Source organism: Sphingomonas sp. AC411, from assembly GCF_979253035.1.
In genome coordinates this window covers 731,343-755,970 of sequence record NZ_CEEDAQ010000001.1, presented here as the reverse complement: position 1 = coordinate 755,970, position 24,628 = coordinate 731,343, and the positions used below count along the sequence as shown (strand labels likewise).

The following is a 24,628-nucleotide window of genomic DNA, read 5'->3' as shown; positions in this document are numbered from 1 at the left end:
GTCGTACAGTGCGACCCGTCATCCCGAACCAGATCCGGGGTGACGGGAAGGCGTTACGCCTCGGTCTTGGTCGCAGCCTTCTTGGCAGCTGGCTTCTTCGCGGCCGGCTTCTTCGCCGGTGCGTCGGCGGCTTCGGTGCCCTCTGCGTTCTCGGCAGCAACCGGCGACGATTCCGTCACGGCCGTCTCGGCCTCGACAGGGGCCGCCTTCTTCTTGGCAGGTGCCTTCTTCGCGGGCTTGGCCTCTTCCGTCGCGTCCGAAGCCGAAGCTTCTTCCGTCACGGCCTCGTCCGAAGCAGCGGCCTTCTTCTTGGCGGCAGCCTTCTTCTTCGGCTTGTGGTTGTCGTGATCATGCGTGTGCGTGCCGCTGGCGAAACCGTCTTCGCTCTCGATCGCCGCCTCAAGCTCCTCGCGCGTGGCTTCGCGGTCGGTGATCTCGGCCTTCTCGAACAGGAAGTCGACGACCTTGTCCTCGTACAGCGGCGCGCGCAGCTGGGCGGCCGCCATCGGCTCCTGCTGGACGTACTGCATGAACTGCTGGCGCTGCTCGGCGGGATACTGCTGCGCAGCCTGGGCGAGCAGGCGCTGCATTTCCTGGTTGGAAACCTCGACGCCGTTCGCCTGACCGATCTCGGACAGGAGCAGGCCGAGGCGCACGCGACGCTCGGCGATCTTGCGGTAATCGTCGCGCTCGCCTTCCATCTCGGCCATCGCAGCCTCGGGATCGGCCTCGTGGGTGGCTTCATGCTGGAGCTGCGACCAGATCTGGTTGAACTCGGCTTCGACCATCGATGGCGGCACTTCGAAGTCGTGCCCTTCCGCGAGTTGGTCGAGCAGCTTGCGCTTCATGTGCGTGCGCGTGAGACCGTTATGCTCCTGCTCGATCTGACCCTTGAGCAAGCCCGTAAGCTGCTCGAGGCTCTCGAGACCGAGCGACTTCGCCAGATCCTCGTCGATCTTGCTCTCGCCCGCGGTCTTCACCGACTTGACGGTGATGTCGAACGTCGCGGGCTGACCTGCGAGCGACTTCTCCTGATACTCCTCGGGGAAGGTCACGTTCAGGACCTTGTCGTCGCCGGTCTTCACGCCGACGAGCTGATCCTCGAAGCCGGGGATCAGACGACCCGCGCCCAGCTCGACGCCCATGTCGGTGCCGGTGCCGCCCTCGAACGCGACGCCGTCGGCGGTCTTGCCGACGAAATCGACGGTGACGAGGTCACCCATCTTCGCCTTGTAGGTCGGCTTGGCGTCGTCCCACTTCTTCTGCTGGTCGGCGAACTTCTGGAGCTGCTCGGTGACAGCCTCGTCGGCGACGGGCACGGTCAGGCGCTCGAGCTTCAGGCCGTCGATCGCGGGAGCGGGGACCTGCGGGAGGACCTCCATCTCGACCTTGACCACGGCGTCCTTGCCGAGATCATAGCCGTCTTCCAGCTCGACCGAGGGCTGCATCGCGGGGCGAAGCTGCTTCTCGGCGACGAGCGTCTGGACGCCCTCCTGGATCGCCGCGTTCAGCGCGTCCTGCGTCAGCGCCGGGCCGTGCATCTTGCGGATGAGGTTCGCCGGCACCTTGCCTGGACGGAAGCCTGGCATCTTCATCTGCGGCGCGAGGCGCTTCAGCTCGACATCGACCTTGGCATCGATATCCTTTGCGGTGATGGTGAGCGTAAAGGCGCGCTTGAGGCCCTCGTTCAACGTCTCGACAGTCTGCATGTCCGGCCTTTGTTATAAGAGCATTCGGGATAATTCGTCGGGCGGTCGCCTCGCCTGCGCGGCGGGCTGGTGCGGGCGAAGGGACTCGAACCCCACATCTTGCGATACTTGGACCTAAACCAAGCGCGTCTACCAGTTCCGCCACGCCCGCACAGGACATCGCCGTAGCGGGCGCGTCTATACCAACGATGCATGCGGGGCAAGCACATAGGCAACTCCCGCTGATTACGGGCGTTGAGCATCCAGAAGGAGAGACATCATGGCTACCCAACCCCCGGCAGAATTCCCGACCCCGACGCCGCCCGTCGAGCCGACCGCACCGCCGCCTGAGTTCAATCCGCCTGCACCGGATATCGACGTGCCAGCACCGGGCACGCCATCGAACGATCCTGCACCCGTGCAGCCCGAGTTTTGAGCATGGCCGATCCGCACTCCGGCACGAACCCGGACGCCCTTCCCGAGGATCGTGACGAGGATACCCGCAGCGATATCAAACAGGCTGTAAGGTCCCGCTCAGACGCGGTCGAGCGCGGCGAGGGCGGCGACGAACCCGAGACGTTTACCGACGGCGGACTGCCTGACGGCGTCGGTGGCACCGGTGGCGTCGTGAAGAACCAGGACGACGACGCGCAATAATCGTTAAGAGGACGGCAAATGGCGGTCGGTGCGATAGGCGTCGACCGCCATCAGCAGGCCGGCGATTTCCGCCCCCGAGAGCAGGAACGAACGTTCGCCGCCGTTTTGCGCCAAGATTTTGAATGGCCATGACGTCGCTCCATCGCCGACGTACAGTTTGGCGTTGGCCCTCAACAGGGGCGCGCCGATCGCAAAACCGATGGTCTCAGATCGTAAGCACGCGTAGCCCCTCGGGCATGATGCCCTGACGCGCGCCATCCGTTGCGTCGCTGTCGTACGCGGCCCGGCAGGCGTCGCATAATTGGCTGTGTTCCAGTTCGCCCAGCCATAGTCGCGATACCGTATCCTGACATAGGCCTGATACGTGGCCCGCCCCGTCGTCTTGTCGATGAACGCTCGAAGAAAAACGTCATCGTGCGCGGCCCCCAGCAGCGGCCTTCGCTCGACAAATCCGTTCGCGGTGGTGATCGTCGCAACGGTGTCCAGAGCGTCGTCACGAAGCGTCGTTCGGGCCTGAATTGCGCCGGCGTCATCGCCGCAAGCCGGCGCTCGCCGCTGGACTGGCTTGGTGCGGGCGACGCCTGACCAATGACGAGCGTCAGGATCGCGACCGTCATTGTCCATCTGATCGCCATCTGCCGCCCCCGGGTCACAGTGAAGCGCGTTCGACGGTCACGCGCAATCCGTGGGGACGGCAATCCGGCCGGTTTCGGATCGGTCCTTTTTTCGAGCGCCGGTCTGCCACACGCCGGTCAGCACCGATACAGGTTGCCACGACTACGCTAAGATACTGCGTTTCCTCTATTTCAGGACCCGTCGATCTTCACGCTGCCCAACCCCAGCCAACCGCACACGCTCTATGTCGCACTCGGCATCGCCGTCGTCGTGCTCGTCGTCGCGCAGCGCATTCCGATCGTGCGAACGCTCGTGAATATCGGCATGACGCTCGTGATGGTCGGCTTGTTGTTCGTCGCGATCGACCAGCGGCGCCAGTTCGATCCCTATGTCGGCAAGATCGCGCGGTTCCTGAAGATCGAGGACCAGCAGGTGGTCGGCGGCGAGGTTCGTATTCGGATGTCGCCGGATGGGCACTTCTGGGCGCGCGCGACGATCGACGGAGTGAGCCAGCGGTTGCTGATCGACAGCGGCGCGACGATCACGGCGATTTCAGAGAAGACGGCTGACGCGGCGGGGATCGAGGCGCGCGTCGGGGTGGTGCCGATCGTGTTGCAGACCGCCAATGGGTCTATCGCCGCGAAAACCGGCAACATCTCGGAGTTGAAACTGGGCGCGATCGTCGCGCGCGACTTGCAGGTCGTGGTTTCGCCGGCGTTCGGGGATACCAACGTGCTGGGAATGAACTTCCTGTCGCGGCTGGCGTCGTGGCGCGTGGAGGAGAACACGCTGATATTGGTGCCGCATCATCCGCAAAAGGTGGCGGCGTAAGGCTCCGCCGCTCAGCCCTCGCCCTCGCCCTCGCCCTCGCCCTCGCCCTCGCCCTCGCCCTCGCCCTCGCCCTCGCGTTTTACTCGATCCCACCTCACTCAACTACCACCCCTGCGAAGGCCGGGACCCACTAGAACGTCCGCAGTAACGAAGCGCTGCCCTCCGTTAGCAACGTCCCCCAATTGGGCCCCGGCGTTCGCCGGGGTGGTGGCGATTGGGAGAGATGTCCCTCCTTCTGTTCCCTCGCGAACGCGGGGGCCCAGGAATCAAGCAGCGCTGCGTTCGGTTACCCTGGACTCCCGCCTTCGCGGGAGAACGGCAAGGGGCGGAGGGAGGTGGCGAGCAGGAGAAACGTTCGAGAGCTTACGAAGCCACCGACTCCCCAAGCGCGCCCTTCAGCACCTCATTAACGACAGCGGGGTTAGCCTTGCTCCCCATCGCCTTCATCGTCTGCCCGACGAAGAACCCAAACAGCTTGTCCTTGCCGCCGCGGTAATCGGCAACCTTGTCCGCATTCGCCGCCATCACCTCGGCAATGACCTTCTCGATCGCGCCGGTATCGCTGGTCTGCTTCAACCCGCGATCCTCGACCACCTTCGCCGCGCCGTCGCCGGTCTCGAGCATCACCTCGAACACCTGCTTCGCCAAGCTACCCGACAGCGTGCCGTCCGCGATCAGTCCCAGCAGTTCCGCTGCCTGAGCCGGCGAAACCGGCGAGTTCTCGATGTCCTTGCCGGTCCGGTTCAATGCCCCGAACAGCTCCGATGTCGTCCAGTTTGCCGCCGCCGCCGGCTTCTGCTCCCGCGTCGAGCAACGCATCGAACCAGCGTGCCGCCTCGACCTCGGCGGTCAGAACGGTCGCCTGATACGGGGCGATCCCGAGCGCCTCGTACCGAGCCCGCTTCGCATCCGGCAACTCCGGCAGCGACGCCCGGCATTCGGCGAGGAACGCATCGTCGAGCACCAATGGCAACAGATCGGGATCGGGGAAGTAGCGGTAATCATGCGCGTCTTCCTTCGACCGCATCGAGCGCGTTTCGTTGCGATCGGGATCGTAGAGCCGCGTTTCCTGGACGATCTTGCCACCGGCTTCGAGCACCTCGACCTGACGCTTGGCCTCCTGCTCGACCACCGCCATCACGAAGCGCACCGAGTTGACGTTCTTCGTCTCGGTCCGCGTGCCGAGTTCGTCACCGACCTTCCGCACGCTGACGTTGACGTCGGCGCGCATCGAGCCTTCCTCCATGTTGCCGTCGCACGATCCGACATAGCGCAGGATCGATCGCAGCTTCCGCAGGTAAGCCCCTCGTTTCGGCTGGCGATGCGAGATCGGGCTTCGACACGATCTCCATCAGCGCGACGCCCGACCGGTTGAGATCGACGTACGACTGCGTCGGATGCTGGTCGTGCATCAGCTTGCCCGCATCCTGCTCGACATGGATGCGCTCGACGCCGATCCGCTTGCCCGTCGCATCCGGATTCTTCTCGTCGAGGCTGATGTCGATCGCCCCCTCGCCCACGATCGGATGATAAAGCTGGCTGATCTGGTAACCCTGCGGGAGATCGGCGTAGAAATAGTTCTTCCGGTCGAACCGCGACCATTTGTTGATCTGCGCCTCGATCGCCATGCCGGTGCGGACCGCCTGGCGGATGCACTCGCGGTTCGGCACGGGCAGCATGCCCGGCATCGCCGCATCAACCAGCGATACCTGCGTGTTGGGCTCCGCGCCAAACGCGGTCGCCGCGCCCGAGAAGAGCTTGGCGTTCGACGTCACCTGCGCGTGCACCTCGAGGCCGACCACGACCTCCCACTCGCCGGTTTCGCCCTGGATCCGATAGTCGCTCATGTTACCACCAAGCCTCTGGTCGCGCGGTAAATCCCGCTCGCTGTTCGATCGCGAGCCCTGCGTTCAGCACGCCTTGCTCGTCGAGCGGCTTGCCGATGATCTGAAGCCCGAGCGGCAGCCCCTGCTTGTCGAGGCCACCCGGCACCGACATCGCCGGCAGCCCTGCGAGCGAAGACGGCACAGTGAAGACGTCGTTCATATACATCGAGATCGGATCGACCTTCTCGCCGAGGCCGAACGCTGCCGAGGGTGCGGTCGGCGTCAGCAGCACGTCGCACGTCTCCCAAGCCCGTTCGAAATCGCGCGCGATCAGCGTCCGGACCTTCTGCGCCTGCGTATAATACGCGTCGTAGAACCCGGCCGACAGCACATAGGTGCCGATCATGATGCGGCGCTTCACCTCGGGGCCGAAGCCATCGGCGCGTGTCGCGGCGTACATGTCCTGCAGGCCGGCGCCCGTCGGCAGATCGCGGATGCCGTAGCGCACACCGTCATAGCGGGCGAGGTTCGACGATGCCTCGGCGGGCGCGATGATGTAATAGGCGGGCAACGCGTATTTGGTGTGGGAGCGAGACCTCGACGATCGTCGCGCCGGCATCCTTCAGCCAGTCGATGCCCTGCTGCCAGAGCGCCTCGATCTCCTCGGGCATCCCGTCGACGCGATATTCCTTGGGAATGCCGACGCGCAGGCCGCTCAGATTGGCGGACAAACCCGCTTCCCATTTCGGCACGTCGAGCTGGAGCGAGGTGCCGTCCTTCGCGTCGAACCCGGCCATCGCCTCGAGCAGGATCGCGCAATCCTTGACGTCGCGCGCCATCGGTCCGGCCTGGTCGAGCGACGAGGCGAACGCGATCGTCCCCCAGCGCGAGCAGCGGCCATAGGTGGGCTTGATGCCCGAAATGCCGGTAAAGGCGGCGGGCTGGCGGATCGAGCCGCCGGTGTCTGTGCCGGTCGCGCCGGGGCAGAGCCGTGCGGCGACCGCCGAGGACGAGCCGCCCGACGAGCCGCCGGGGGCCAGCGAGGCGTTACCGCCGTCGTTGCGCTTCCAAGGGCTGATCACGTTGCCGAACGCAGAGGTCTCGTTCGACGAACCCATCGCGAACTGGTCCATGTTCAGCTTGCCGAGCATCCCCGCGCCCGCATCCCACAGGTTCTGCGAGACGGTCGATCTCGTAGGTCGGCGTGAAGCCTTCGAGGATATGGCTCGCCGCGGTCGTGGTAACGCCCGCTGTGCAGAACAAATCCTTCATGCCGATCGGCACGCCGGCGAGCGGCTTGAGCGTCTCGCCGGCGGCGCGCGCGGTGTCTGCGGCAGTGGCGGCGGCGATCGCGTGTTCGGGCGTCTCGACAAGAAACGCGTTCAACGCCTTGGCCTGGCTGACTTTCACGATGAACGCGTCGGCGACGTCGCGGGCTTTGAAGGAGCCGTCGCGCACGCCGTCGCGAATGCCGGCAACGCCCAGATCGGTAAGCTCGGTCATTATTCGATCACCTTCGGCACGGCGAAGAAGCCGTGCTCTGCAACGGGCGCGTTCGCGAGCACCTGCTCGCGGATGCTGCCGCCGGTCAGCGGGTCGGCGTTGACGACATCGTCGCGCAGCCGCAGCGTGTTGGGAATGACGGCGGTCATCGGCTCGACGCCGGTCGTATCGACCTCGCCCAGCATCTCGATCCAGCCAAGGATGTTTCCGAGTTCCGGCGCCATGCGGGCGGCGTCCTCGTCGGTGATCGCGATGCGCGCAAGGCTCGCGATCCGCTTCACGGTTGCAGTATCTACGGACATGCCGTGCGGCTAGCACCGCGCGGCGCGAGGGCGCAACATCTTTGGCGTGGGTGCTTCAGGCTGGCCGATTGAAATAGACGCGTTCGCAGCTTTTCTCCCTCCCTGGAAGGGAGGGATCGGGGGTGGGTCGGGTTCCCCGTGTTCAGACGGTGGTGGCTCAGCGGACCTACCCACTTCAGCCCCTCCCTTCCAGGGAGGGGAGAAGAGCTGCGACGGCGACAACCGATGCGCGCGCGCAGAATGTCGATCCGCCGTAGACTGCCGCCGATTGCAACCACGAGCTCATTGCGGCACGGGAGCCCCAACGCCTGCACGGAAGGTCCCGCTTGGCCCGCAAGTTTCTCTATTTCGTCGCCGCGATGATCGTTCTCGCGATCGCCGCCCTGCTCGCCTACCGCCTGTTCGGCACGCAGTTGATGCGCGCGGTCATGGTCCCGAGCGAGAATTTCCAGGCGCAACGCGAAGCCCCACGCAACATCTACGCGCGGAAAATCATGTGGCTCGCCCGTCCCGATGCCCCCGGCAATCCCGCGCTCTGGACGCCGCCCGGCTACACGCCCGGAACGCCCGGCAAAGGCGCGGCGATCTTCTTCATCCACCCGACCTCGTACATCAATCGCGACCACTGGAACGCGCCGATCGACGATCCCGAGACCAATGCGAGGGCGGAACTGTTCCTCCGCGGTCAGGCGAGCGCGTTCAACGAGGCCGGCGACATCTGGGCACCGCGCTATCGCCAGGCGACGTTCGGCGCGTTCCTCACCAGCGAGGCCGACAGCGAACGCGCGCTGGCGCTGGCGTACGGCGACGTGTCCGCCGCGTTCGACCGCTTCCTCAAGGAGGCCGGCCCGACCCGCCCGATCATCCTCGCCGGGCACAGCCAGGGCGCGCTCCACCTCACCCGCCTGCTCCGCGACCGCGTTGCGAGCGATCCGAAACTGAAGGCGCGGATCGTCGCGGCGTATGTCGTCGGCTGGCCCGTCTCGCGAGTCACCGACCTGCCACGCATGGGGCTCGCCGAATGTCGCACCGCCGACCAGACCGGCTGCATCCTGTCCTGGGAGAGCTTTGCCGAACCCGCCGACCCATCGCTGATCGTCGATACCTATGACCAGACCACCGGCTTCAACGGCCAGCCACGCAAGGGCACGGCGATCGTCTGCACCAATCCGCTGACCGGCACCGCCGACGCCGCTGCGCCCGCCACCGCCAACCTCGGCACGCTCGTCCTGTCCGCCGACCTCAAGACCGCGACCATGGCGATCGGCAGCGTCCCCGCGCGCTGTGCCGACCGCGGCTTCCTGCTGATCGGCGAGGGGCCGAACCTCGGGCCGTACGTGCTGCCCGGCAACAACTACCACGTCTACGACTACAGCCTGTTCTGGGCGAACATCCGCGCCGACGCCAACCGCCGCCTGAAGGCTTTCGCGCAATGATCACGCTTTCCGCCGCGCAGTTTCGCGACGCGCTCCCCAATGGCGGCCGGCTGATCGGCCTCGATGTCGGCACCAAGACGATCGGCACCGCGCTCTGCGATGCCGGCTGGAGCTTCGCGAGCCCCGCGCTCCTGATCCGCCGCACCAAGTTCCAGAAGGACAAGGCGGCGCTCGCCGAGATCATCAAGGCGCAGGCGGTGGTCGGCCTCGTCATCGGCCTGCCGATCAACCTCGACGGCAGCGAAAGCCCGCGTTCGCAGTCGACGCGGGCGTTCGCGCAGAACCTCAAGGACATGGGCCTGCCGATCCTGCTCCAGGACGAGCGCTGGTCGACCGTCGCGGTCACCCGCACGCTAATCGAACAGGACGCCAGCCGTGCCAAGCGCGCCGAATTGGTCGACAAGATGGCCGCCGCCTACATCCTGCAAGGCGCGATCGATGCGCTGGTGACCGCGCAGATCTAGCACGCCGTTAACCGTCCCTTGCCGGATGGCATGCGATGACCAGCCCCATGCCGCACGCGACCGACCCGGACAGGCCGAAGCCATGGTGGGCCACGCGCCGCTATATCGTGCTGGTCAGCCTGCTGCTCGCGGTCCTGCTGCTGTGGCCGGCGATCCCGCCGCTGACCGACATCTTCGGCCATCTGGCGCGCTACACGATCGTCGAACGGATCGGCACATCGCCGTATCTCCACCAGTGGTTCGCGACGCACTGGCAGCTGTCGGGCAATCTGGGCGTCGACCTGATCGCGGCCGCGTTCGGCCCGGCGTTCGGCATCGTCCTCGTCACCAAGATCACCATGATCGCGACCGCGGTGCTGACCGGCGGCGGCATGTTGCTCGTCGCGCGCGCGGCGCATGGCCGGCTCCCGCCGACCGCACCGTTCGCGCTGCCGCTCGTGTTCGGGATGCCGTTCCACTACGGTTTCCTCAACTACAGCCTGTCGGTCGCGCTGGTGTTCCCGGCGATCGCGCTGTGGCTGCGGCTGGGGTTGCAGCTGGATCGCGGTATCGTTCGCGCTGCCGTATTCGTGCCGATCAGCCTGGCGATCTGGATCACGCATCTTGCCGGCTGGGGGCTGCTCGGCCTCGTCCTGTTCGCGATCGAACTGGCGACCGCGCGACGCGATGGCGCCTCTGGTGGCGCGCGGTCGTCGCCTGCCTGCCGCTCGCCGCGCCGCTCGCGCTCCTACTGCTCCAGCCGGGCGGATCATCGACGATCGGCATCTCGCACTGGTTCGACGGATCGCTGAAGCTGTTCTTCGTCCTTGCCGTGCTGCGCGACCAGAACGCCGTGTTCGATATCGCCAGCGCCGTGCTGCTCTACATCCTCGTCGTGTTCGGCCTGCGCGGAATGGGTTTCCGCATGGAGCCACGCCTCGCCTGCGCGGCCGCGGCGGTGTTCGCGGCCTTCCTCGTCATGCCCGGCATGATCATGGGCTCCGCGCTCGCCGACATGCGCGTGCTGCCTTGCGAGCTGGCCCTGGCGATCCTGTCGCTGTCGCCGACCAGCACGGCGCAACGTAACCTCAATCTGCTCGCCATCGCCGCGCTGGCGTTCCTGGGGCTGCGGCTGGCGGTCCAGACGATCGGCTGGGCGCGCACCGCGACGCTGCAGCAGGAACAACTCGCCGCGCTCGACCATATCCCGCGCGGCAGCCGCGTGTTCGTTCTCGTCACCCTCCCGTGCGAATCGGCATGGAGCAGCCGGCGGATGGATCATCTCGGGCTGATGGCGATCGTCCGCCGCGATGCGTTCGCCAACGGCGTGTGGAACATGCCGTCGTCGCAACTGACGGTGCACCGACCCGACGCCACCGGCTTCGTCTATGCCGGCAGCCAGACGCTGTTCCCCGCCGGATGCCGGTACGATCCGCGGTACGATCTCCCCGCGCCCTCTCGACGATGCCGAGGGCGGCGTTCGACTTCGTATGGCTGATCGACACGCCGCCCACAGCCTGGCCGAACGATCGCGACCTTCGACCTACCTGGTCGGGCAGCCGCGGCGCACTGTACCGGATTGCACACAGGCCCATCCGAGCCTTGCCCCCTGCCCCCGCGGCCACTATCCCGCGGCTTTAATGCGAACCTCAGATCACCGCCCCGCCGCCCTCATCGAAGGCGGCGCCGTCTTCCCGCACCGGCATCTCACCGGTATCGACGGGCTCCAGCCGCACGAGATCGCGTTCCTGCTCGACGAGGCGGAGACGTGGGTCGGCGCGAACCGGACGCATGCGACGCCCGACAAGCGGCTCGCCGGTCTCACCCAGATCAACGCGTTCTTCGAGAACTCGACGCGGACGCTGCTGTCGTTCGAGATCGCGGGCAAGCGGCTCGGCGCCGACGTGGTCAACATGCATGCGGCGCAGTCGAGCGTGAAAAAGGGGAGACGCTGATCGACACCGCGATGACGCTCAACGCGATGCGTGCGGACGTGATCGTCATTCGCCATATGTCGTCGGGCGCGGTGCGATTGATTGCGGACAAGGTCGATTGTCCTGTCCTGAACGCGGGCGACGGGCGGCACGAGCATCCGACCCAGGCACTGCTCGATGCGCTGACGATCCGTCGTCGCAAAGGCGCGATCGCAGGGCAGCGGGTCGTGATCTGCGGCGACTTGCTGCACAGCCGGGTGGCGCGATCGAATATTCTGGCGCTGACCGCACTCGCCGCCGAGGTTCGCGTGTGCGCGCCGTCGACGCTGATGCCGCCGATGATCGAGCGGATGGGCGTCACCGCCTTTTCCGATTTCGACAAGGCCTTGGAGGGCGCCGACGTGGTAATGATGCTCCGGCTCCAGAACGAGCGGATGGACGGCGCCTATGTGCCCTCCACGCGCGAATATCGGCTGCGCTACGGGTTGACGCTGGATCGGTTGGCGAAGGCGGCGCCAGATGCGCTGGTGATGCACCCCGGCCCGATGAACCGCGGCGTCGAGATCGACTCGGCGGTGGCGGATCACGCCCGCTCGGCGATCACCGAGCAGGTCGAGATGGGGGTCGCCGTGCGCATGGCGTGCCTCGACGTGCTGACCCGAAGAGCGCGCGGCGTGGAGGGTTGGGCATGATCCTCGCACTCACCAACGCCACGCTCGCCTGCCCGGTCGGCGGCGTGACGAAGGGCAATGTGCTGGTCCGCGACGGCGTGATCGTCGCGACCGGCATCGTCGATATTCCGTCGGACGCCGAAATCGTCGATTGCGCGGGCAAGACCGTCGCGCCGGGGATCGTCGATCTCGGCGTGGCCAAGGTCGACCGCGCGGCGTTCCGCGCCGGCGGGATCATCCGGATCGGTCTCATGCCCGACCAGTCGCCGGTGCTGGACGACCCCGGCATCGTCCAGCGCGCGGCGCTGATTGGCAAGCCCGACCTCTGGATACACCCGATCGCCGCCGCCACGCGTGGGCTCGAAGGCCATGACCTCGCCGAGATGGCGATCTGCGTTTCGGCGGGAGCGAAGGCGGTCGGCACGGGGAAACACTGGATCGCCGACAGCGGCGTGATGCGGCGCGTGCTGGCCTATGCGCGCGATCTGGACGTGACGGTCGTCGTGCATGCCGAGGATGGCGGGCTGACCGCCGGTGCCGTCGCGACCGAGGGCGAGACGGCGACGCGGCTCGGCCTGCCCGCCGCGCCTGCGGTTGCCGAAGCACTGGCGATCGCGCGCGACCTGATGCTCGCAGAGGATACCGGCGCGCGTCTCCACATCCGCCAGGTGACGACTGCGGCGGGCTTCGACCTGATCCGCGCGGCCAAGCGTCGCGGCGTTGCCGTCACCTGCGGGATCACGCCTGCACACCTGCATCTGTCGGAGATCGCGGTCAGCGATTTCCGGTCGTTCGCGCTGCTGTCCCCGCCTTTGCGTGCCGAGAGCGATCGACGGGCGGCGCTGGACGCGATCGCCGACGGGACGATCGACGTGCTCTGTTCGGGACACGAGCCGCGCGGGCCGGAGGAAAAGCGGCTGCCGTTCACCGATTCGAGCAGTGGGATGGCCGGTGCGGAGACGTTGCTGCCACTGGCCCTGATGCTCGTGCGCGACGAGCTGCTGACGCTGGAACGCCTGTTCGCGCTGCTGGCGCGCAATCCGGCGCGGGTCCTGGGGCTCGATACGGGGACGCTGGAGGCGGGCAAGCCGGCCGACCTGATGCTGTTCGATCAGCAGGCGCCGTGGCAGGTCGTCGGGGAAGAGTTCCTGGCCGAGGCGGGGAATACGCCGTTCGATGGCTTGCCGGTGCAGGGGCGCGTGTTGCGGTTGTGGAAGGGTGGCCGCGAGGTTCGGTGAGAGGCCACATGGCAAAAGCTACATGCGCGCCACACAACTCACACACCAGACAACTGCGCATCATCCCGGCGAAGGCCGGGGCCCAATTAGCAAGGCTGGAGTAACGGCACGCAGCGCTCAGTTAACACCGTTTCCCAATTGGCCCCGGCCTTCGCCGGGGTGGTATAAAGGGCGATCCAGAAGCGCTCGATACGCCCCCTTACCGCGACGCCATCTGCATCCCGGGCTTGCGCAACCACTGCGCCATCGCGTCGCCCGCACCCTGGCGGACGAAGCACGCCCCACCCTTGGCGCGGTACTGGCGACACATGGAGTTCGCCGCCGACCGGCTGAACCCGCCGACCGAGAGGCGGTAGAAATCCTCGCCGTTCGCCTTGAACGTCATGCCGTTCGGCGAATGCCCAGCGAGCATCGCAAACCGGCGCGAGGCGCGACCCCAGGCGTCCCTGGCCACGCCCGCGCTCTCGAACGCGCCGAGCTGGACATACCAGCGGCCCGTCGCCGGTGCCTTCACTTCATAGGCCGCGGTTGCCATGCCGCGTCCGTTCGACGCGAGGATAGATGCAAGCTTGATCGGACCATTCCCCGGGCGAAGCATCATCGTCGGCAGCGCCTGGACGACCTCCTGCCGCGGGCCGAACGACACCTTGGAGAACCCAGCAGCTGGTGCCGAGGCGACCTCGACCGGTACGGCGTCGGTCTGCGGAGCGACCGGCTCCGCCGCCGCCAAGGCTTGCCCGGGAACACCCGGCACGACCTGCGCCGGCGCGTTCAGCGCCAGCGCGACCGGCTGGCCGGCGTCCGCCACCGCCCGCACGCCGAGCAGGCTCGCCACCTGATCCGACGCGGTCGCCGGCTGTGCGAACAGCGCCCATTGCGCGAGCCGTGCGTCGACATCGGCCGGCGCCATGTCCGCCGCGGCGACCACGCGCGCCTCCTGCCAGCGGCCCGCCAGCGCGAAACTCAGCGCCAGATTCTGCCGGACCTTCGCATTCGTCTCGGGCGACCGCGCGACCTCGGTCAGCAGCGCGATCCCGCCCGCCGTATCCCCCGCCAGCGACAAGGCCAGCCCACGATCGGGCGCCGGGATGATCGCCGCGTGCGCCGCCAGCGTCTGCCGGGCCGCCTGCCAATCGCCCGTCGCGACCTGCGCCAGCGCGAGGTTCAGCGCCGCCTTGCCGTTGGTCGGCGACAGCTGGAGCGTATCCGCGAACGCGCGCGAGGCCGACGTGAAACGCCCGCCCTGCAGATAGCTCTGGCCGAGCAGCATGCGGTATTCGGCCGACTGCGGCATCAGCGCCACCGCACCCTCCGCATAGCCGATCGCCACCGGTCCCTCGTGCCGGGCGAGCGCGGTCTGCGCCTTGCCGGCATTCCTCGCCGCGCCTTTGGCCGCCAACGCGCCGCTGCGGTCGCTCGCCGAGGCGATGCTACCGCCATTGGCCGCACAGCCGACCATCGTACCGCCGAGCAGGAGGGCGGAGATGCCGCCGAGGAGAAGTGCGCGCGTGTTCATCGGGATAATCCCTGTTTCAACGTTTTGACGTAGTCGGCGGCAGCTGCGCGACGAGCGCATCCACCTCCGGTACCGTGTGTAGAAAAGCGTCGAGCGCCTGCGTGACGAGCTGTTGCGACGAACGGCCGGTGACGGCACTCGCCAGCCGCAGCCGGAGATGCCGGTCGGTATCGAGACGAAGCGTGAAGGCGGCCTTTGCCCCCCGGTTTTGGCCAACGTCTCGCGCCCGATCCGCGTGGCGGTCGCCTTCGATACGGGTGCGACCGGCCGTTCGATCTCGACCTTCAGGGCTTCCCGATCAACCAAGACCTGGGGCTGCGGACCGCCCATGTCGTTCCAGCCGAGATCGTCGAGCGCGTCTGCTGGCGGGGCGTCGAGATCCTGCTGACGCATCGCCGGGCGCGCGGTGCCTTTGCGCGCCAGCAGCGAGGACGTGAGCGACGGGAGTGGTCCGGGCCGTGCCATGGCGTCAGCCGATGACCCGGCGGCCGAAGCCCCCAGCGGCGGGACGCTGGCCGACCGCAGTCGGGACGCTGAACACGGTACGGCGGAAATTCTTCTCGAGCCGGTCGCAGACATAGGTCCACAGCGCTTCGATCTCGGCGGTCGACTTGCTCCTGGGGTCGAGCTCCATGACCGTTCGTCCGTCGATCATCGAGACGGCGAAGTCGGTACGCTGGTGGACGATCACCGGCGCGACCGTCCCGTGCTGCGACAGCGCGAGCGTCGCGTCGGCGGTGATCCGCGCTTTGGGCGTCGCTGCGTTGACGACGAAGATCAGCGGCTTGCCGGCGCGTGCGCACATGTCGACGGTGGCGCCGACCGCACGCAGATCGTGCGGGCTCGGCCGGGTCGGCACCACGATCAGTTCGGCGACCTGGATCACGCTCTGGATCGCCATCGTGATTGCGGGCGGGGTATCGATCATCGCCAGCTTGAAGCCCTGCTGGCGGAGAATCTCGAGATCGGCGGCCAGGCGCGACACGGTGGTCTGCGCGAAGGCCGGCTCCTCGGCGGTGCGTTCGTTCCACCAGTCAGACAGCGAGCCCTGCGGATCGATGTCGATCAGTACCACCGGACCATGGCCGGCACGCTCCGCCTGGACGGCGAGATGACCCGTCAAGGTCGTCTTCCCCGATCCTCCCTTCTGCGATGCGAACGCTAGAACGCGCATAAGTCCCCGACCCCGGTAATCGCGGATGGCGTGCCATGTGGACGTCCAAGAAGCGGTTAACGCAGCGTCATAATGGGTGTGGATCGAACGATATCGGCCGGAAAATACTGAATTGGCCGGAAAGCATCCGCGCGCCCTTTGCCTTGCGCGACGATCGGCGGCATGGTGGCGACGAGACGATATGAGGTAGAGCGATGACGGTTGGGCGTAAGCTTCTGGTGGGTGCGATCGCACTGAGCGGCGTGCTCGCCGCCGTCCCCGCTTATGCCGATGTGAAGGCCGGCGTCGACGCCTGGGGCAAGGGCGATTACACGCGCGCCGTCGGCGAATGGCGGCCGCTCGCGATCGCCGGCGATCCCGACGCACAGTTCAACCTCGCCCAGGCGTACAAGCTGGGGCGCGGCGTCCCACTCGATCCCGGTCTTGCCGAGAGCTGGTTCCGCAAGGCGGCGCTCCAGGGGCATCTCCAGGCGGGCGACAATTACGGGCTTGCGCTGTTCCAGTTGGGAAAGAAGACCGACGCGCTACCTTGGCTCGAAAAGTCCGCCGCACGTGGCGAGCCGCGCACGCAGCTGGTGCTGGGGACGATGCTGTTCAACGGCGACGGCGTGCCGCGCGATTTCCCCGCGCCTATGCGCTAATGACGCGCGCGTCCGCATCCGGGTTGCAGTCCGCCTCGCAGACGCTGGCGCAGATGGACCAGTATATCTCGCCCGCCGACCGCGAGAAGGGCACCGCGCTGGCACAGAAATATGCGTTGCAGGCGACGCCCGCCGCGCCGTCGCGCTCGACCGTCGGAGGGAACAGCGCGCGGGTCGACGTGCCGGCATCGCGGGTGGCCGAGACGCCGCAGCCTACCCGCCTGCCGCCGAGTTCGCCCCTGCCCGCGTTCCCGCGCCGACGCGCGAGCCTGCGCCCACGCCGACGACCCCGAAACCGGCGCCGGTGAAGGCGGTTGCCTCGAAACCCGCGCCCGTCAAGGCGACCGGGAAGTGGCGGGTGCAGCTCGGCGCGTTCCGCGACCAAGGCAATGCCGAGACACAGTGGAACACGGTGCGCGGCAGGCTTCGTGGTGCGCAGCCCTTCTATACGAAGGCGGGCAGCGTGACGCGGCTTCAGGCCGGTGGGTTCGCATCGAAGGCGGACGCGACGCGCGCCTGCTCGGCCGCACGTGTGCCCTGCGTGGTCGTCGCGCCCTGACTTGATAGGCTCGAACGCGGCGATACGCATGACGATACTCGTGACGGGGATGTGCGAATGATCCTGCTGAGCTTGGCACTGGTATCCGCGTCGCCGACCTGCACCGAGATCAGGCAGCAATGCCGTGCGTGCCTCGACCGAGGGTAGCGTCAAGGGATGCTCGACGGTCGGCATCGCCTGCCAGCCGACCCGTCGTATCTGCGCGCCAGCGGCGCCGACGAACATCGCGACCCGCCCGGCCCCCGCCCGGACCGGGGTGGACGAAAACCCCGCTAAAACGGCGCCTCCTGCCTCTGCGCACGAGCAACATCGCGCGGCAGGGATCGAAATAGCCGGACCGGTCGTTTCGTTTCGACATCGACCGGGAGCTAGATGCATGATTTCGAAGACCTTGGCGCTGGCATTTGCTGGCGCAACGCTGTTGGCCGCGTGTTCTGGCGAACAGCCTGTAACGACCAATACCGATATGATGACCGAAAACGGCGTGTCGTTGCGCAACCTTGCCGAGACCGACGTGGCCGTACCCAAACCCGAGCAACTGACCGTCAAGGGGCGGCTGATCCCGACCCTGTCCGACCCGACCTCGCGCCATTTCCTGTTGCGCGAGCGCAAAGCCGTCGGCGGCACGATCATCGCGATCCTGCGGCAGGAGCATGCGGGCAAGATCGCCTATGCGCGGACCGAAACCGATTGCGCCAACCGCCTGTTCCACGTGCTGGGCGTCGGCCCGAATCGCGCGCTGGTCGAGACCAACATCGCGCATGACGGCCCGCTGCGGCCGATCAAGGGGCTGCCGTTACGTGAGGAACTGGCGACGTATGTGTGTGCGGCGAGCGGGACGCCGCTGGCGAAGGGCTGACCTTCACTTCTGCGCCCCTCCCTGGAAGGGAAGGGTTGGGGGTGGGTCGGCCAGCTTCAGTCACTGGGGTTTGGACATGCGGAAGCCGACCCACTTCCTGCCCCTCCCTTTCAGGGAGGGGTGAAGGCTCTAGTCCAGCACCCAGTCACGGCGCGCTATACCCTGCGCGTAGAGGAGCGCAGTCAGGTCGCCATGATCCACGCGCGCAGCCGCAGCCGCCGCGACGACCGGCTTGGCGTGATACGCCACCCCAAGTCCCGCCGCCTCGATCATCGCCAGATCGTTCGCGCCGTCACCGACCGCGAGCGACTCCTCGACGGTGATCCCTCGCTCGGCGATTGCCGCCCGCAGCGTCGTCAGCTTCGTGTTCGACCCGACGATCGGCTTGGTCACAGTCCCCGTCAGCATCCCGCCGTCGATCTCCAGTACGTTGGCGATTGCGCGATCGAAGCCGATCTGCTTTGCGACCGGCTCCGCGAAGCGGGTGAAGCCGCCTGATACCAGCACCGCCAGTGCCCCCGCGCGCGCATCGTCCGCACCAGGGCCTTGGCGCCGGGCATGATCGTCACCCGCTCGGCAAGACAGCGTTCGATGTCGCTCTCGGCCAAGCCCTTCAGCAGCGCCACCCGCGCATCCAGCGCCGCCTCGAAATCGAGTTCGCCGCGCATCGCGCGTTCGGTGATCTCGGCGATCTGTGGCTTGATCCCGGCGTAATCGGCGAGTTCGTCGATGCATTCGACGGTGATCATGGTGGAATCCATGTCGGCGACCAGCAGCTTCTTGGTGCGCGTCAGGCTGGACTGCACGACCACGTCCGCCCCGGCGAAAGCGCCCTCAAGCGCGACGCGCGCCGCATCCGGCGCCATCCCGAAGATCAGGTCGGCCGCGTCACCCTCGTCGATCCAGCCGCTTGCGCCCGGTGCGCAGCCGGCGTCGCGCAGGCGGTCCATCGCGGTCGAAATATCGCCTGCGGTCAGCGTGCCCGAGGCTATAAGCGTTGCCGTGAACATGAATAATCTCCCGAAGGTCGCGCTCATCGCAGGGCCGACCGCGAGCGGCAAGTCCGCGCTCGCGCTCGCCATCGCCGCGCGCCACGACGGCGTCGTCATCAACGCCGACTCCGCGCAGGTCTATGCCGACCTCCGCATCCTCACCGCGCGGCCTTCGCCGGAAGAAGAGGCCAGTGCCCCGCACAAACTGTTCGGCCATGTCGACGCCGCCGACGCCACCTACTCCGCCGCGCGTTGGGCCGCCGAAGCGATGCAGGCGATCCGCGATACGCTGGCCGAGGGCAAGCTGCCGATCCTGGTCGGTGGCACCGGGCTTTATGTCCGCACGCTGCTCGACGGCATCGCCCCCGTCCCTGCGATCGACCCAGCCCTCCGCGAGCAAGTCCGCGCCCTCCCCGTCGCCGACGCACACGCCGCTCTGCGCAACTCGACCCGCAAGCCGCGGCCAAACTCAATGCCGCCGACACCACCCGCGTCGCCCGCGCGCTCGAGGTCGTCCGCGGCACAGGGCGCACGCTCGCAGAATGGCAGACGGAGAAGGTCGGCGGGATCGGCGACACGATCGACGTCCGCGCGCTGATTCTGATCCCCGACCGCAACTGGCTCAACGCGCGCATCGACCAGCGCTTCGCCGCGATGGCCGACACCAGCCGCGACGAGATAACCGCGCTTCTCGCCCGCACAGACATTCCGCAGGACGCCCGATCCGCCGCGCGATCGGTGTGCCCGAGATCTCGGCCCTTGTCCGTGGCGAGACTTCGAAACCCGACGCCATCGCCGCCGGATCGCTCGCCACGCGGCACTATGCCAAGCGCCAATACACCTGGCTCCGACACCAGCCGCCCGCTGCCTGGACCTGCACCGAAGCCCTCGACCTATCAACGCGCCTGCAACAATTTGAAACTATATTGCTCAAATGATGTTTGACACGCATCTTTTATATCGGTAGCCGGTCTCCACCACGAGACGCTAAAGGCAGCGTTCTCGCAAAGGATGATATGAAATGACCGAGAAGAGTGGAGCCGATATCCTGATCGAGGCGCTGTGCGATCTCGGCGTGGAGGTCGTCTTCGGCTATCCGGGTGGTGCCGTGCTGCCGATCTACGACGCGCTGTTTCGCAGCGGCCGGATCAAGCACATCCTCGTGCGCCACGAACAGGCTGCGACGCATGCCGCGGAAGGCTATGCGCGCTCGACCGGCAAGCCCGGCGTCGTGCTCGTCACCTCGGGCCCGGGCGCGACCAATGCGGTCACCGGGATCACCGACGCGCTGATGGATCTCGATCCCGATGGTCGTGATCACCGGCCAGGTGCCGACCGCGCTGATCGGCACCGACGCGTTCCAGGAGGCCGATACCGTCGGCATCACGCGCCATTGCTCGAAGCACAATTACCTCGTGAAGGATCCTGCCAAGCTTGGCGACGTGATCCACGAGGCGTTCCACATCGCCACCTCGGGTCGTCCCGGCCCGGTGGTCGTCGACATCCCGAAGGACGTGCAGGTCGCAACCGCGCGCTACAAGAAGCCGGGGCCGATCCAGCACAAGACCTATCGCCCGCAGGTGAAGGCCGACCAGTCGCAGATCGAGCAGCTCGTCGACATGCTCGCCGCGGCCGAACGCCCGATCCTGTATACCGGCGGCGGCATCATCAATTCGGGCCCGGCCGCGAGCCAGTTGCTGTGCGAACTCGTCCGCATCACCGGCGCGCCGGTGACGTCGACGCTGATGGGCCTCGGCGCCTATCCCGCGTCGGGGCCGCAGTGGCTCGGCATGCTCGGGATGCACGGGACGTACGAGGCCAACATGGCGATGAACCAGGCCGACCTCGTCGTCGCGCTCGGCTCGCGCTTCGACGACCGCGTGACGGGACGGCTGGATGCGTTCAGCCCGAACTCGCGGAAGGTGCATGTCGATATCGATCGCTCGTCGGTGAACAAGACCGTGCGCGTCGATCTGGGGATCATCGCCGATGTCGGCCATGCGCTCGAGGACATGATCCGGATCTGGAAGAGCCGCCAGCATCCCAAGCCCGACACGACCGAGTGGCAGCAGCGGATCGAGGGCTGGCGTGCCAAGAAGTGCCTCGATTTTCCCGAGACCGATCCGACCGAGATCATGCCGCAGCGCGCGATCCGGGCGCTGTTCGACGCGACGCACGCGCGCTCGCCGATCATCACGACCGAGGTCGGCCAGCACCAGATGTGGGCCGCGCAGCATTTCGGGTTCGAGAAGCCGAACAAGTGGCTGACATCGGGCGGGCTCGGCACGATGGGCTATGGCCTGCCTGCCGCGATCGGCGCGCAGTTGGGGAACCCGAACGCGCTGGTGATCGACATCGCCGGCGAGGCCTCGATCCAGATGAACATCCAGGAGCTGGCGACCGCCACGCAATACCGGTTGCCGGTGAAGATCTTCATCCTCAACAACCAGTATATGGGCATGGTCCGCCAGTGGCAGGAGCTCACCTATGAGAGCCGCTATGCCGAAAGCTATTCGGATCTCGCTGCCCGATTTCGTCAAGCTCGGCGAGGCCTATGGCTGGAAGGGCATCCTGATCGAGACGCGCGACCAGCTCGACAGCGGGATCGCCGAGATGCTGGCGTATGACGGCCCGGTGATCGTCGATTGCCGCGTGTCGCAGCTGACGAATTGCTTCCCGATGATCCCATCGGGGGCCGCGCATACCGACATGATCCTGCAGGCGAACGAAGTGTCGGGCACGATGGACGACGAAGCGAAGGCGCTGGTCTGATGGGGCATCCTTCTGCTGCGCCCCTCCCTGAAAGGGAGGGGTTGGGGTGGGTCGGCCTGCTTTGGCCACCGCCGCCGCCGATCGAAACCAACCCACTTCGGCCCCTCCCTTTCAGGGAGGGGAGAAGGCTAGTCATGCATATTTCCCAGGAAAAGGCCGAGCGACACACGCTCGCCGTCATCGTCGACAACGAACCGGGCATCCTCGCCCGGATCGCCGGTCTGTTCACCGCGCGCGGCTATAATATCGAGAGCCTGACGGTGTCGGAGATCACCGCGGACAAGTCGGTCAGCCGGATCACGATCGTCACCAGCGCTTCGCCGGCGACGATGGAGCAAATCATCGCCCAGCTCGACCGGCTGGTGCCCGTCCACAAGGTCACCGACCTGACGGCACAGGGCGCACACGTCGAGCGCGAGCTGGCGCTGGTGAAGGTCCGCGGTACGGGCGACCACCGGATCGAGGCTTTGCGTCTCGCCGACGTCTACCGCGCGCGCGTGGTCGACGCGACGACGTCGAGCTTCGTGTTCGAGGTCACCGGCGGCATCGACAAGATCGACAAGTTCGTCGAACTCATGGGTGAAGTCGGTCTGATCGAAGTCGCCCGAACCGGCATCGTCGCGATCGCCCGCGGCAAAGAGCCGGCTTAACACTTCTCCGCTTTTAAAGTTTTGTTCTCCCGCGAAGGCGGGAGCCCAGCCTGGACCTCCGCCTTCGCGGAGGGACACACCTTATCGAAAGGACCATTCAATGCGTGTCTATTACGATCGCGACGCCGACCTGAACCTCATCACCGACAAGAAGATCGCGATCGTCGGCTATGGTTCGCAGGGCCATGCGCACGCGCAGAACCTCCGCGATTCGGGCGTCAAGGACGTCGCGATCGCACTGCGCGAAGGCTCGGCCACCGCCAAGAAGGCGATCGAGGCGGGCTTCGCGGTCAAGTCGAACAAGGAAGCCGCCGCCTGGGCCGACATCGTCATGATCCTCGCGCCCGACGAGCATCAGGCGGCGATCTACGCGAGCGACCTGCACGACAACCTCAAGCAGGGTGCGACGATCGCGTTCGCGCACGGCCTGAACGTGCATTTCGGCCTGATCGAGCCGCGTGCCGATCTCGACGTTATCATGATTGCGCCCAAGGGCCCCGGCCACACCGTGCGCAGCGAATATGTCCGCGGCGGCGGCGTCCCCTGCCTGATCGCGATCGACCAGGACAAGTCGGGCAACGCGCACGACATCGCGCTCGCCTACGCGTCGGGCGTCGGCGGCGGTCGCTCGGGCATCATCGAGACCAACTTCCGCGAGGAATGCGAGACCGACCTGTTCGGTGAGCAGGCCGTGCTGTGCGGCGGTATCACCCATTTGATCCAGGCCGGGTTCGAAACGCTGGTCGAGGCCGGCTACGCGCCCGAAATGGCGTATTTCGAATGCCTGCATGAGACCAAGCTGATCGTCGACCTTCTGTATGAGGGCGGGATCGCCAACATGCGCTATTCGATCTCTAACACCGCCGAATATGGCGACATCACGACGGGTCCGCGGATCATCACGGCGGAGACGAAGGCCGAGATGAAGCGCGTGCTGGCGGATATCCAGTCGGGCCGCTTCGTCAAGAACTTCATCCTCGACAACCGCGCGGGTCAGCCCGAGTTGAAGGCGGCACGGAAGCAGGCGCTGGCGCATCCGATCGAGAAGATCGGGTCGGAACTGCGCGGCATGATGCCTTGGATCGGGAAGAATGCTTTGGTCGACAAGGCGAAGAACTGACGCGAGCGCGCGATAGCGCGTGAGCGCGGCCGGCACGACGGAGCCTGCCCATAGGGCACGGCTTCGCCGGGGCCGACGGGCTGGCGTGAGGAAAGTGACTAGCTCGAAGTCGCGCCCAACCCATACTCACCCCGGCGAAGGCCAGGGCCCAGTTGGGGGACTTTGCTAACGGACGACGACGCTCCGTTACCTCGACCTTTCCAACTGGGCCCCGTCCTTCGCCGGGGTGGTGGCGTTTTGGGAGAAGCGTCGGCCGCTGCCTCCCTGTTCCCTCGCGAACGCGGGGGCCCAGGATCTCGGGCGGTGATCGTGGTTTAGCTGGGCCCCGCGTCCGCGGGGGAATGAGAGCTGGCGGTGCACTCTACCGCGAGCGCAAGCGCCCCCGCCCCCACCGACCCAATCCTGAAACACAGCGTTGGCATAACGTCATTTGACGCGCCCCTCACCTCGGCCAGCATCGCGCGATCAACAGGAGACCCCGCATGCGCCTAGTCCTAGCCACCGTCCTCGCCCTCACCGCAGCCCCCATCATGGCGCAGACCGCCGCCATCCCCGGCGCGCCCGTCAAGGCGCGCGTCACCGCCGGCACCTACGCGGTCGATCCGAACCACACGCAGGTCACGTGGCAGGTCAACCACATGGGCTTCTCGATGCTCGAAGGGCAGCTCGGCGCGTCGGGTGGCAGCATCACGATCGATCCGGCCAAGCCGAACGCGACCAAGGTCGAAGTGAATTTCGCGATCGACCAGCTCTCGGTCACCTCGGCACCGTTCGCGGGGCATCTGAAGTCGAAGGACTTCTTCGACTCCGCGACCTATCCGACCGCCAAGTTCGTCTCGACCAAGGTCGTCGCGACCGGCGACAAGGCGACCATCACCGGCGACCTCACGCTGAAGGGCGTCACCAAGCCGGTCGTGCTCCAGGCGACGTTCGTGGGCGCGGGCGCGAACCCGATGAACAAGAAGCTGAACTTCGGCTTCCGCGCGACGACCTCGATCAAGCGCAGCGACTTCAACATCGGCGCTTACGCCCCGGTGGTGTCGGACAAGGTCGACCTCACGATCAACGCCGCGTTCTCGGCGCAATAATCTGTCGAACTTCCTATCGCGCTGGACACGGGACGTGTCCGCGCGATAGGACGCCGTTAATGACGCACGGCCGCCTCCTGCTGCTTCGACTTACGCGCCCTTAGGCGCGCCGA

Annotated in this window: 21 protein-coding genes, 1 tRNA gene and 6 pseudogenes; 19 read left to right on the top strand and 9 right to left on the bottom strand. The window is 66.6% G+C overall.

The features are described 5' to 3' along the window. Positions 1 to 53: 53 nt before the first annotated feature. Positions 54 to 1,709 (bottom strand): trigger factor, encoded by a 1,656-nt coding sequence (gene tig, locus AC0IX7_RS03980; protein ID WP_471810623.1) that lies wholly within the window; start codon positions 1,707 to 1,709, stop codon positions 54 to 56. Positions 1,710 to 1,776: 67 nt separating this feature from the next. Beyond that, positions 1,777 to 1,860 (bottom strand) — tRNA-Leu (locus AC0IX7_RS03975). A gap of 108 nt (positions 1,861 to 1,968) precedes the next feature. Between AC0IX7_RS03975 and AC0IX7_RS03970 the strand changes: the two genes are divergently transcribed. Then, positions 1,969 to 2,124 (top strand): hypothetical protein, encoded by a 156-nt coding sequence (locus AC0IX7_RS03970; RefSeq protein ID WP_192145012.1) that lies wholly within the window; start codon positions 1,969 to 1,971, stop codon positions 2,122 to 2,124. 2 nt (positions 2,125 to 2,126) lie between these two features. Beyond that, complete coding sequence (locus AC0IX7_RS03965) at positions 2,127 to 2,345, top strand: hypothetical protein (RefSeq protein WP_471810622.1); 219 nt, start codon at positions 2,127 to 2,129, stop codon at positions 2,343 to 2,345. Between the two features lie 3 nt (positions 2,346 to 2,348). Here AC0IX7_RS03965 and AC0IX7_RS03960 read toward each other — a convergent pair whose 3' ends face one another. Next, complete coding sequence (locus AC0IX7_RS03960) at positions 2,349 to 2,969, bottom strand: hypothetical protein (protein WP_471810621.1); 621 nt, start codon at positions 2,967 to 2,969, stop codon at positions 2,349 to 2,351. A gap of 261 nt (positions 2,970 to 3,230) precedes the next feature. On the opposite strand from AC0IX7_RS03960, the gene AC0IX7_RS03955 reads away from it, so the two are divergent. After that, positions 3,231 to 3,791 (top strand): retropepsin-like aspartic protease family protein, encoded by a 561-nt coding sequence (locus tag AC0IX7_RS03955; protein ID WP_471810620.1) that lies wholly within the window; start codon positions 3,231 to 3,233, stop codon positions 3,789 to 3,791. A gap of 363 nt (positions 3,792 to 4,154) precedes the next feature. Here the strand turns inward: AC0IX7_RS03955 and gatB are convergent. The 3 genes and pseudogenes from gatB to gatC all read right to left on the bottom strand — a co-directional run bounded on the left by gatB (position 4,155) and on the right by gatC (position 7,422). Continuing rightward, positions 4,155 to 5,638 (bottom strand): annotated as a pseudogene (gene gatB, locus AC0IX7_RS03950) (Asp-tRNA(Asn)/Glu-tRNA(Gln) amidotransferase subunit GatB). Position 5,639: 1 nt separating this feature from the next. Continuing rightward, positions 5,640 to 7,120 (bottom strand): annotated as a pseudogene (gene gatA / locus AC0IX7_RS03945) (Asp-tRNA(Asn)/Glu-tRNA(Gln) amidotransferase subunit GatA). After that, positions 7,120 to 7,422 carry an Asp-tRNA(Asn)/Glu-tRNA(Gln) amidotransferase subunit GatC gene (gatC, locus tag AC0IX7_RS03940; protein WP_471810619.1) on the bottom strand — a complete coding sequence of 101 codons (303 nt, stop codon included), beginning with the start codon at positions 7,420 to 7,422 and terminating at the stop codon, positions 7,120 to 7,122. The pseudogene gatA and the gene gatC overlap by 1 nt, the downstream one beginning before the upstream one ends. Before the next feature lie 326 nt (positions 7,423 to 7,748). On the opposite strand from gatC, the gene AC0IX7_RS03935 reads away from it, so the two are divergent. The 6 genes and pseudogenes from AC0IX7_RS03935 (at position 7,749) to AC0IX7_RS03910 (ending at position 13,144) form a co-directional block, all read left to right on the top strand. Beyond that, positions 7,749 to 8,858, top strand: coding sequence for a DUF3089 domain-containing protein (locus AC0IX7_RS03935; protein WP_471810618.1), 1,110 nt, complete (start codon positions 7,749 to 7,751; stop codon positions 8,856 to 8,858). After that, positions 8,855 to 9,322, top strand: a complete 468-nt coding sequence (gene ruvX / locus AC0IX7_RS03930) for a Holliday junction resolvase RuvX (RefSeq protein ID WP_060524389.1) — start codon at positions 8,855 to 8,857, stop codon at positions 9,320 to 9,322. The genes AC0IX7_RS03935 and ruvX overlap by 4 nt, the downstream gene beginning before the upstream one ends. A gap of 35 nt (positions 9,323 to 9,357) precedes the next feature. After that, the gene (locus AC0IX7_RS03925) at positions 9,358 to 10,113 is read left to right on the top strand and encodes a hypothetical protein (RefSeq protein ID WP_471810617.1); all 756 of its coding nucleotides are present in this window, start codon (positions 9,358 to 9,360) and stop codon (positions 10,111 to 10,113) included. 20 nt (positions 10,114 to 10,133) lie between these two features. Then, positions 10,134 to 10,799, top strand: coding sequence for a hypothetical protein (locus AC0IX7_RS03920; RefSeq protein WP_471810616.1), 666 nt, complete (start codon positions 10,134 to 10,136; stop codon positions 10,797 to 10,799). Between the two features lie 142 nt (positions 10,800 to 10,941). Then, positions 10,942 to 11,927, top strand: a pseudogene (locus AC0IX7_RS03915) (aspartate carbamoyltransferase catalytic subunit). Beyond that, on the top strand, positions 11,924 to 13,144 hold the full coding sequence (locus AC0IX7_RS03910; RefSeq protein ID WP_471810615.1) for a dihydroorotase: 1,221 nt from the start codon (positions 11,924 to 11,926) through the stop codon (positions 13,142 to 13,144). The pseudogene AC0IX7_RS03915 and the gene AC0IX7_RS03910 overlap by 4 nt, the downstream one beginning before the upstream one ends. A 199-nt stretch (positions 13,145 to 13,343) precedes the next feature. Here the strand turns inward: AC0IX7_RS03910 and AC0IX7_RS03905 are convergent, their stop codons facing one another. Both AC0IX7_RS03905 and AC0IX7_RS03900 read right to left on the bottom strand, forming a co-directional pair. Continuing rightward, complete coding sequence (locus tag AC0IX7_RS03905) at positions 13,344 to 15,125, bottom strand: SPOR domain-containing protein (protein ID WP_471810614.1); 1,782 nt, start codon at positions 15,123 to 15,125, stop codon at positions 13,344 to 13,346. Between the two features lie 4 nt (positions 15,126 to 15,129). Next, complete coding sequence (locus AC0IX7_RS03900; RefSeq protein WP_128453054.1) at positions 15,130 to 15,834, bottom strand: ParA family protein; 705 nt, start codon at positions 15,832 to 15,834, stop codon at positions 15,130 to 15,132. A 194-nt stretch (positions 15,835 to 16,028) separates the two neighbouring features. Here AC0IX7_RS03900 and AC0IX7_RS03895 point away from each other — a divergent pair, with 194 nt between their 5' ends. The 4 genes from AC0IX7_RS03895 to AC0IX7_RS03880 all read left to right on the top strand — a co-directional run bounded on the left by AC0IX7_RS03895 (position 16,029) and on the right by AC0IX7_RS03880 (position 17,893). Next, positions 16,029 to 16,475 (top strand): tetratricopeptide repeat protein, encoded by a 447-nt coding sequence (locus tag AC0IX7_RS03895; protein ID WP_471810613.1) that lies wholly within the window; start codon positions 16,029 to 16,031, stop codon positions 16,473 to 16,475. Then, positions 16,475 to 16,783, top strand: a complete 309-nt coding sequence (locus tag AC0IX7_RS03890) for a hypothetical protein (RefSeq protein ID WP_471810612.1) — start codon at positions 16,475 to 16,477, stop codon at positions 16,781 to 16,783. Before AC0IX7_RS03895 ends, AC0IX7_RS03890 begins: the two co-directional genes overlap by 1 nt. Next, on the top strand, positions 16,780 to 17,034 hold the full coding sequence (locus AC0IX7_RS03885; RefSeq protein ID WP_471810611.1) for an SPOR domain-containing protein: 255 nt from the start codon (positions 16,780 to 16,782) through the stop codon (positions 17,032 to 17,034). Before AC0IX7_RS03890 ends, AC0IX7_RS03885 begins: the two co-directional genes overlap by 4 nt. Positions 17,035 to 17,410: 376 nt before the next feature. Continuing rightward, positions 17,411 to 17,893 (top strand): hypothetical protein, encoded by a 483-nt coding sequence (locus AC0IX7_RS03880; protein ID WP_471810610.1) that lies wholly within the window; start codon positions 17,411 to 17,413, stop codon positions 17,891 to 17,893. Between the two features lie 129 nt (positions 17,894 to 18,022). On the opposite strand, the pseudogene serB reads toward AC0IX7_RS03880, so the two are convergent. Then, positions 18,023 to 18,903, bottom strand: a pseudogene (serB, locus tag AC0IX7_RS03875) (phosphoserine phosphatase SerB). Between serB and AC0IX7_RS03870 the strand changes: the two are divergent. The 6 genes and pseudogenes from AC0IX7_RS03870 to AC0IX7_RS03845 form a co-directional block, all read left to right on the top strand. Continuing rightward, positions 18,902 to 19,527: pseudogene (locus AC0IX7_RS03870) on the top strand (tRNA (adenosine(37)-N6)-dimethylallyltransferase); the annotation flags it as partial. The pseudogenes serB and AC0IX7_RS03870 sit on opposite strands and share 2 nt — an antisense overlap. Next, positions 19,428 to 19,823 (top strand): hypothetical protein, encoded by a 396-nt coding sequence (locus AC0IX7_RS03865; protein ID WP_471813725.1) that lies wholly within the window; start codon positions 19,428 to 19,430, stop codon positions 19,821 to 19,823. The pseudogene AC0IX7_RS03870 and the gene AC0IX7_RS03865, both read left to right, overlap by 100 nt. Positions 19,824 to 19,906: 83 nt before the next feature. Further along, positions 19,907 to 21,657: pseudogene (locus tag AC0IX7_RS03860) on the top strand (acetolactate synthase 3 large subunit). Between the two features lie 134 nt (positions 21,658 to 21,791). Then, positions 21,792 to 22,307: an acetolactate synthase small subunit gene (ilvN, locus tag AC0IX7_RS03855; protein ID WP_056048113.1), complete on the top strand. Its 516-nt coding sequence runs from the start codon at positions 21,792 to 21,794 to the stop codon at positions 22,305 to 22,307. Between the two features lie 100 nt (positions 22,308 to 22,407). Then, entirely contained in the window at positions 22,408 to 23,427 is a 1,020-nt protein-coding gene (gene ilvC, locus AC0IX7_RS03850; RefSeq protein WP_471810609.1) for a ketol-acid reductoisomerase, read from the top strand. A gap of 482 nt (positions 23,428 to 23,909) precedes the next feature. Further along, positions 23,910 to 24,515, top strand: coding sequence for a YceI family protein (locus AC0IX7_RS03845; RefSeq protein WP_471810608.1), 606 nt, complete (start codon positions 23,910 to 23,912; stop codon positions 24,513 to 24,515). Positions 24,516 to 24,628 lie beyond the last annotated feature (113 nt).

Excerpts from the sequence above, each read along its gene's own strand:
- tig (WP_471810623.1), bottom strand. The coding sequence starts at position 1,709 with ATGCAGACTGTCGAGACGTTGAACGAGGGCCTCAAGCGCGCCTTTACG.
- AC0IX7_RS03970 (WP_192145012.1), top strand. The coding sequence starts at position 1,969 with ATGGCTACCCAACCCCCGGCAGAATTCCCGACCCCGACGCCGCCCGTC.
- AC0IX7_RS03965 (WP_471810622.1), top strand. The coding sequence starts at position 2,127 with ATGGCCGATCCGCACTCCGGCACGAACCCGGACGCCCTTCCCGAGGAT.
- AC0IX7_RS03960 (WP_471810621.1), bottom strand. The coding sequence starts at position 2,969 with ATGGACAATGACGGTCGCGATCCTGACGCTCGTCATTGGTCAGGCGTC.
- gatC (WP_471810619.1), bottom strand. The coding sequence starts at position 7,422 with ATGTCCGTAGATACTGCAACCGTGAAGCGGATCGCGAGCCTTGCGCGC.
- ruvX (WP_060524389.1), top strand. The coding sequence starts at position 8,855 with ATGATCACGCTTTCCGCCGCGCAGTTTCGCGACGCGCTCCCCAATGGC.
- AC0IX7_RS03925 (WP_471810617.1), top strand. The coding sequence starts at position 9,358 with ATGACCAGCCCCATGCCGCACGCGACCGACCCGGACAGGCCGAAGCCA.
- AC0IX7_RS03910 (WP_471810615.1), top strand. The coding sequence starts at position 11,924 with ATGATCCTCGCACTCACCAACGCCACGCTCGCCTGCCCGGTCGGCGGC.
- AC0IX7_RS03905 (WP_471810614.1), bottom strand. The coding sequence starts at position 15,125 with ATGGCACGGCCCGGACCACTCCCGTCGCTCACGTCCTCGCTGCTGGCG.
- AC0IX7_RS03900 (WP_128453054.1), bottom strand. The coding sequence starts at position 15,834 with ATGCGCGTTCTAGCGTTCGCATCGCAGAAGGGAGGATCGGGGAAGACG.
- AC0IX7_RS03895 (WP_471810613.1), top strand. The coding sequence starts at position 16,029 with ATGACGGTTGGGCGTAAGCTTCTGGTGGGTGCGATCGCACTGAGCGGC.
- AC0IX7_RS03890 (WP_471810612.1), top strand. The coding sequence starts at position 16,475 with ATGACGCGCGCGTCCGCATCCGGGTTGCAGTCCGCCTCGCAGACGCTG.
- AC0IX7_RS03880 (WP_471810610.1), top strand. The coding sequence starts at position 17,411 with ATGATTTCGAAGACCTTGGCGCTGGCATTTGCTGGCGCAACGCTGTTG.
- AC0IX7_RS03865 (WP_471813725.1), top strand. The coding sequence starts at position 19,428 with ATGGCAGACGGAGAAGGTCGGCGGGATCGGCGACACGATCGACGTCCG.
- ilvN (WP_056048113.1), top strand. The coding sequence starts at position 21,792 with ATGCATATTTCCCAGGAAAAGGCCGAGCGACACACGCTCGCCGTCATC.
- ilvC (WP_471810609.1), top strand. The coding sequence starts at position 22,408 with ATGCGTGTCTATTACGATCGCGACGCCGACCTGAACCTCATCACCGAC.
- AC0IX7_RS03845 (WP_471810608.1), top strand. The coding sequence starts at position 23,910 with ATGCGCCTAGTCCTAGCCACCGTCCTCGCCCTCACCGCAGCCCCCATC.